Annotated in this window: 7 protein-coding genes and 3 pseudogenes; 6 read left to right on the plus strand and 4 right to left on the minus strand. The window is 51.4% G+C overall.

Annotated features, from left to right (window positions below; all coding sequences use genetic code 11):
- Window positions 1-508: 508 nt before the first annotated feature.
- The 5 genes and pseudogenes from ACQZ5K_RS26710 to ACQZ5K_RS26730 all read left to right on the plus strand — a co-directional run.
- Window positions 509-739: a hypothetical protein gene (locus tag ACQZ5K_RS26710; protein ID WP_217003805.1), complete on the plus strand. Its 231-nt coding sequence runs from the start codon at window positions 509-511 to the stop codon at window positions 737-739.
- 436 nt (window positions 740-1,175) lie between these two features.
- The gene (locus ACQZ5K_RS26715) at window positions 1,176-1,700 is read left to right on the plus strand and encodes an N-acetyltransferase family protein (RefSeq protein ID WP_448742043.1); all 525 of its coding nucleotides are present in this window, start codon (window positions 1,176-1,178) and stop codon (window positions 1,698-1,700) included.
- 25 nt (window positions 1,701-1,725) lie between these two features.
- Entirely contained in the window at window positions 1,726-2,418 is a 693-nt protein-coding gene (locus tag ACQZ5K_RS26720) for a hypothetical protein (protein WP_448742044.1), read from the plus strand.
- The gene (locus tag ACQZ5K_RS26725) at window positions 2,411-2,557 is read left to right on the plus strand and encodes a hypothetical protein (RefSeq protein ID WP_448742045.1); all 147 of its coding nucleotides are present in this window, start codon (window positions 2,411-2,413) and stop codon (window positions 2,555-2,557) included. The genes ACQZ5K_RS26720 and ACQZ5K_RS26725 overlap by 8 nt, the downstream gene beginning before the upstream one ends.
- Window positions 2,548-3,019 (plus strand): annotated as a pseudogene (locus tag ACQZ5K_RS26730) (DUF4143 domain-containing protein); the annotation flags it as partial. The gene ACQZ5K_RS26725 and the pseudogene ACQZ5K_RS26730, both read left to right, overlap by 10 nt.
- 20 nt (window positions 3,020-3,039) lie before the next feature.
- Here the strand turns inward: ACQZ5K_RS26730 and ACQZ5K_RS26735 are convergent.
- A pseudogene (locus ACQZ5K_RS26735) lies at window positions 3,040-3,120 on the minus strand (GNAT family N-acetyltransferase); the annotation flags it as partial.
- Between the two features lie 145 nt (window positions 3,121-3,265).
- On the opposite strand from ACQZ5K_RS26735, the gene ACQZ5K_RS26740 reads away from it, so the two are divergent.
- On the plus strand, window positions 3,266-3,847 hold the full coding sequence (locus tag ACQZ5K_RS26740) for a hypothetical protein (RefSeq protein WP_448742046.1): 582 nt from the start codon (window positions 3,266-3,268) through the stop codon (window positions 3,845-3,847).
- Between the two features lie 149 nt (window positions 3,848-3,996).
- Here ACQZ5K_RS26740 and ACQZ5K_RS26745 read toward each other — a convergent pair whose 3' ends face one another.
- From ACQZ5K_RS26745 to ACQZ5K_RS26755, 3 genes and pseudogenes are all read right to left on the minus strand, one after another.
- A complete protein-coding gene (locus ACQZ5K_RS26745; RefSeq protein ID WP_448742047.1) occupies window positions 3,997-4,269 on the minus strand; it encodes a DUF736 family protein in 273 nt (90 codons plus the stop codon).
- A 905-nt stretch (window positions 4,270-5,174) separates the two neighbouring features.
- Window positions 5,175-5,447 (minus strand): hypothetical protein, encoded by a 273-nt coding sequence (locus ACQZ5K_RS26750; protein WP_034498049.1) that lies wholly within the window; start codon window positions 5,445-5,447, stop codon window positions 5,175-5,177.
- A 56-nt stretch (window positions 5,448-5,503) separates the two neighbouring features.
- Window positions 5,504-5,725, minus strand: a pseudogene (locus ACQZ5K_RS26755) (transposase domain-containing protein); the annotation flags it as partial.
- Window positions 5,726-5,814 lie beyond the last annotated feature (89 nt).

Genomic DNA, 5,814 nt, shown 5'->3' on the forward strand with positions numbered 1-5,814 from the left:
GACGATGCCCTGTCCGTCGACCGCATCAAACAGGTGACCGGACTGGTCGAGCGGGCCCATCATGCTGAACTGGTCGAAAAGCAGGCCCTCACATTCGGCGAGACCAGGGGCCTGCGGATGCGGATGTGACAACCGTCACCCTCGCATATGACAAGGCAGGGACCACGCAGGATCACAAAGCCTGCCCTCGCCAATCTGCCAACAGGGGATCACAAGCAGCAAAAGAATGCCGGTCCTGCAACTATTCCCGATAGCCGGGGAACCCTTCGTCCTTGCCCGCATTCATATCGCGGACGGACATTTCCCGCCGTCCATCCCTCCTTGCAGCCTGCAAGGTCGGCATCACTCGAACCCTCCACGCCGGAGGGTTTCTTTTTGCCGGAGAGTTCCAGAAAGCAGAAGGTCGCAAAAGCTTTGGCCGGCAATTGCCTCACGGTTTGTTTCGGGGCATTATAATCCGGCAGTACCCGCTGCATATTCTTCATTTGTCAAACCCGTGGAGGACCAAATGGAAGGTGCACCCGTACGTTTCAGGGCCATCGAGGACTGTGAGGCCTCAGGCATTCCAATCCCTGCCGGAGCATACTTCGGCAAGGAAAAAATCCACACCGCTGACAACCATCCCGCCACTCGGGCATTCCACTACAGCCTCGACATGGCCGAAAAAGGCAAATGCCTCGACGTCACGCCGCTGGTCGAACTCGGAAAAATTACCGTCGTCCGGCAAAGCGCGCTCTAGCAAGGCGATCCAGACATTGAGTTCCCGGGAAACCCTCCTCTACGGAGGGTTTCTTTTTGTGGTCACGCTGGCGAGTTTTGTTGTCGCGATAACCGCCGTGCTGTTCGGCTCGATCAGCCACCCGGTCTCGCGCCCTGCATCTTCCGGGATCGCGCTCATTCAAGGATCGCACATGCGTTCCCTCCAAATTTGAACGACGAAACGTTTCCAGGACAGCGCCGGAATTCAATTTGCAGTTGACGAAATCATGCGTGATGATATCGATGAATTCGCGGGTTATTTTCGGGGGCGAAATGGATCAGCACAATACTCGTGGCAGCGCGCCTGCTGCCATACGACCGGCACGTTTTAGTGGGGGGATTGCTTGGGTAAATGCGCTATCCAGCAAGTTCTTCGCGACATCGAACTCGCCCAAATCATATGAAGGACGCCGCGTGTGACCCTTCACGATCAAAGTTTAGCTGAAAACAGCAATCGAGTGAATTCGGAGACAAAAGGCTTAAAAGTTCGCCTTCTTCAACGGGGAGATACGCCCGCCGTTCGGGAAATCATGAAGCAGCACCACGCTTCAACGGTGTTTCGTGACCAGGAATTTTCCGACTGGAAGCTTAACGAACACTTCAACCTCATTCTGTCTCGGCCACCACGCATGGTTTGCCCGGTTGCCACGCTGGACGGAAAACCTGTTGGCGTGACCTGGGCAATTGCCGATTCTTATATGTTGAGCGACGGACCGATGTTCGTGACGGTTCACGTGATTGCAGTGGATTTGTCATTGCCGCCTGTCCGTCGTGCCAAGGTGTTTCTCGCTTTGGTCGCGGCCATCAAAAAGTGGGCGGCAACTCTGAACGCCAGCCATTCATTTATACACGTGACGACCGGCTCTCGCATTGAAGCGACAGATCGTCTGATGAAAGCTGCGGGGGCAAAATTCATCGGAGGCACGTATGCGTTGGTATAAACGGTTGCGCTTTTGCAGCCTCTCTATGTCGGCCAAGATTTTTTTTACTTGGTTTGTCGCTGGCGTTTGCTGCTGTCTCATAAGCACCCGCGCCTCCGCATCAGATCCCGACAATATAGCCTCAACCAATGCGGTCCTCGAGTCATACATTCTGCGCGCGGCCAAAAAAGGTTCTTTCGACCACAGTTCCCCGATTTTTATTAACGTTAGAGCGGGAATTGGCAGTGAATCATTATTTGAATATATATCCCAGTGGTACAAATTCTATGCAGAGTTCTTTAATTTTACGCAGGATCCAAATAGAAATAATATTGCAATACTCATTGGAAAAGACGTTTTGAAAGAGGCAAAATCTGGTAAAATCACAGGTTTTGGATCCAGTTTTGATGTTGTAAATAGTCGTTACGACTATTGTTATGTCGGCGCGATAAATAAAAATAATTCTAAGGACATTTATTATGAAGCTTCAATTTTGATTGACCCAAACATGGGTGGCGATACACGAGAATGCCTCACAGAATCTTTCGTAAGGCTTTTTGGATTTCATTTTTCTCTGACGTTGTTCGTTAATGCGAACCCCCTTTACTATAAAGCGATTTCCGGCAAGTCGATAGATGAAGCGCAACTAAAAGCGTTTCAGATTAGAGAGAAGTGCCGGCCTTCCATTGAAACCCCCGATTTCGAAGTCTGTGTCTGGAAGGAACTACAATATGACTGACCGCCAAACCGTTTCGATGACAAATGCCAACATCATCGACCCCACCCCAATGAACAACTGGGCTGGCTTTACTATCTCGGGATCAGTCGGCCCATATCAATTCGGCGTCGGGAAAGACGAAGACGGGTGGTATTCCTGATAACAACTGTGCAGCCGTGGTTTACCAATGCCCTGAAGAGGATGGTGAAGACACCGAAGCTGCATTTCGTCGATTCAGGGCTACTCGCTACGATCCGCGGGCTAACGCTCGATCGGGTGAAGGCCAATCGCGGGATGTTCGGAGCATTGCTAGAAAGCTTTGTTTTTTCGGAAGTCCAGAAGCTCATGACGGCGTCAGATCTTAGGGTCGCTGCCCATCATTTTTGCGATCGAGATGGTCGGGAGGTGGACGTCGTCTTGGAGCGTGATGACGGGATGATTGTCCGTATCGAGATCAAGGCCAGTGCCACGGTCAAGTCTGGCGATTTTTTCTGGTTTCAAGGCTTTGGCGGAAGCTGCCGGCGATCGTTTTGCTTATGGCGTGGTCCTGTACGACAGCACCGACATTGTTCCATTCGGCGATCGATTGGCGGCCGCACCACTGTCCTGTTTGTGGGGTTGATATGAGAATTATAGATGTCGTCACTTCAACTCGATGAGTCCCGCCTCTGTCGGCCGGAATCCGCAGTTCCGGTAGAATGAAGTCAGACGCGGTTCGAAGTCGAATCTCGATCTGGTGGGAGTATGTGATGCCGCAAGCGGCGCGGCGGATCGTCTCGGAACTGGGCCGGTTACGGTGTTTCGCACTCTTGAAATTGCCTCAAAAATCGGCAATCTGTAATTGCATCATCATCATGGAATTGTAGTCATGTTTCCATCCTTGTTTAGAATTTTTGCCGCGACTCTTATATTTCCAAATATCGCTTTCGCAGTAGAGTGCCCCACGGTTAAGAGCCATAAGAGTGGATTTATACTCAGTCATGGTGGCGTGCGTAGTGAATTCAAAATAGCGAGCCCCGTCGTTTCTGTTCAACATGGCTTTGCTGACGGCGGTAAACAGAATGTTTTTCTGTATCAGGGGCTTATCGAACTTTCCCGGTCGGGAAATGACGGGAACTACAATCAGTACTTCACGTCGAATCTCGGCGCTTTCTGGCCTTTGAAAGTCGGTGCGCGCCGCACTTTCGAGTTCGTTCCGCTGGAGGCTGACACCTTAAAGGAGAAGTGGACCCTGGATCTCGCGGTTACAAAGCGACGAGCTTTTTCCATCGGTTCTTGCAGTTATGATGTTTTCAACGTCCTTTACGACGTCAGACGAAACGGTGAGGAAGTGGAGCGCTGGACGGCGGTTTATGCGCCGGATCTACTTGCAACGGTTGCAAAGATTTACGACGAAGGTACGAGTAACGAAGAATCCGTAAGCTACACGGCCATCCAGTCGTTGAAATGAGGTGCCAGTCGGGGCAATCGCCGGCGGAAAAAAGTATCCGGATTGACGTGGCCTGACTGACATCTCTGCCTCCCTCCGAAGGCATTGCGGGTCTCGGGATAAACCTCTCTGTCTGGTCAGACCCGGGGAGAGGCGAGGTTGGAGATTTTTCAGACCCGGTCCTCCCAGGGGATCGCCTGCAGGCTGGCGTCATCCTGGCCGGCGTACCGACCGAGGTTAGCGTCGAGGCGGAGCTGCTTGATAAAGAAGGTGAACTTGGTGCGGCTGTTGTTGTTCTGACCCTGCCAAATGGCGCCGGCTTCAAGTTCGTAGCCCGCGGGCGATTTACCGAAGATGCGATGTGTCGGCGCTTTCTCGTTGGCAGATGTGAAAGGGACGGCGCGGATCTCGATGTCGTGGCTGAGGGTGGATATTGGCCACATGGTCTTGCTTCATGGAAAAGAAAGCGATGAGTATGAGCAGGTGGATAAGCCCAATATTACCGAGAGGGGTCTCGAAATATTTCGACGAAAAAGTCTTCAAGTTGACAAATTACTTCAATATATTCTTTATACCAGCGCTGTTCTTTCTCTATTTTACCGACATATCAGCGGTGGCTCTTAATATGATTGAGCCGCCGGACACAGTCCCTAGTATTTTTTCTTTCATGCTCGAACGATATCAAGATTTTGAATCTGTTAAACCGGGCAAAGGGGCATTCTTTGTTGTCGCCAATATCATCCTCTCCGCGGGAACAATAGCGCTGCTCGTTGCCATTTTATCGAGATTTATCAGCTTCAAGGAGCGTCTCCCGGCTAAATTCGAAAAAAGTAATATTGCGACGCCTTTTATAGCTACGATCTTTATATTGTTGTCATTTCGATTTTTATTCTTTTCAGATGTAACGTGTAGCACATGCGGCACTATAGCGTCCCGCTCTCTCAATTCCCCACTGATTATAATCATCATCCCCGCGATTTACACGGTCGTGATCGAGTCATTCATTCAAATATTTAGCGCTGGATCAGTCGCGTTGGCCCCGAAGGAGTAAGGCGATGGACTCAAAATATAGTGACGGCCGGGAAAAAGATGAACCCATGGGTTCACTCCCAGATTGGGCAGACGATGCATTTGGCTTAACTTTCGAGATTACCAACTTCCTTGTTGAGAAATATGGAGGCGTAGGTCTGGCTCTTGGAAGAGGCGCTGCATTCGGCCTGGTACCTCTGTAGCAACAACTGCTCGAAAGTGCGGATTCGGATCACCGGAAACGATGCGGCGGCTGTTCCTGCGCAGATTGGGTGACCATCCCGGTTCAACGTAAGCGCCGTTTTGAGAGCACGTCGATTTAAGCTTGACGGAAAGGAATGACGTTGTTCCCGCGCATGAACGCAAGGGCACCCTCTGTCTCAATGGCTTTTACCGCCACGTCCCGCGCCTCTGCGTCGGATCGGAATTGCTCGTCCCAGACATGACTTGTGTTGTTGTGGTCGACCACCTCAAGCGTCCATGTCGTATCGGTTTCCAGTCGGAATATGTCGATGGAGAACGGATAGCCATCAACGACGATCCTCTTGCTTTTGCCAGAAGTCACCAGATTTGGTTCGTCGTCTTCGATCATTTAGCACGTCCAGCTTCTGTATCACGACTGCGAGTATGCCGGTGGAGCTGAACCCGTCAAGTGGCTGGCTTGATGGTCCTTTTGAATGCCCACGGCAACAACTCATCGATCCGGCTCTGCCTGTGACCATTCACGATGGCGGCGAGTGTGCTGGTCAAGTAGGCCAACGGATCGACCGAATTGAGCTTACAGGTCTCGATGAGCGATGCGATGGTCGCCCAGTTCTCGGCTCCTGCGTCATGCCCCGCAAAAAGTGCGTTCTTGCGATTTATACCAAGGCCCGATGAAATTGACTCACGGGATTCCGTTTTCGGGCAAATCATGATTCAACATGGCGGAAGGAGATTTCGCCATGGGAACGGCCCTC

Source organism: Agrobacterium sp. 22-226-1 (assembly GCF_053522345.1).

Coding starts and splice junctions, on each gene's coding strand:
- ACQZ5K_RS26710 (WP_217003805.1), top strand. CDS start 509: ATGGAAGGTGCACCCGTACGTTTCAGGGCCATCGAGGACTGTGAGGCC.
- ACQZ5K_RS26720 (WP_448742044.1), top strand. CDS start 1,726: ATGTCGGCCAAGATTTTTTTTACTTGGTTTGTCGCTGGCGTTTGCTGC.
- ACQZ5K_RS26725 (WP_448742045.1), top strand. CDS start 2,411: ATGACTGACCGCCAAACCGTTTCGATGACAAATGCCAACATCATCGAC.
- ACQZ5K_RS26740 (WP_448742046.1), top strand. CDS start 3,266: ATGTTTCCATCCTTGTTTAGAATTTTTGCCGCGACTCTTATATTTCCA.
- ACQZ5K_RS26745 (WP_448742047.1), bottom strand. CDS start 4,269: ATGTGGCCAATATCCACCCTCAGCCACGACATCGAGATCCGCGCCGTC.
- ACQZ5K_RS26750 (WP_034498049.1), bottom strand. CDS start 5,447: ATGATCGAAGACGACGAACCAAATCTGGTGACTTCTGGCAAAAGCAAG.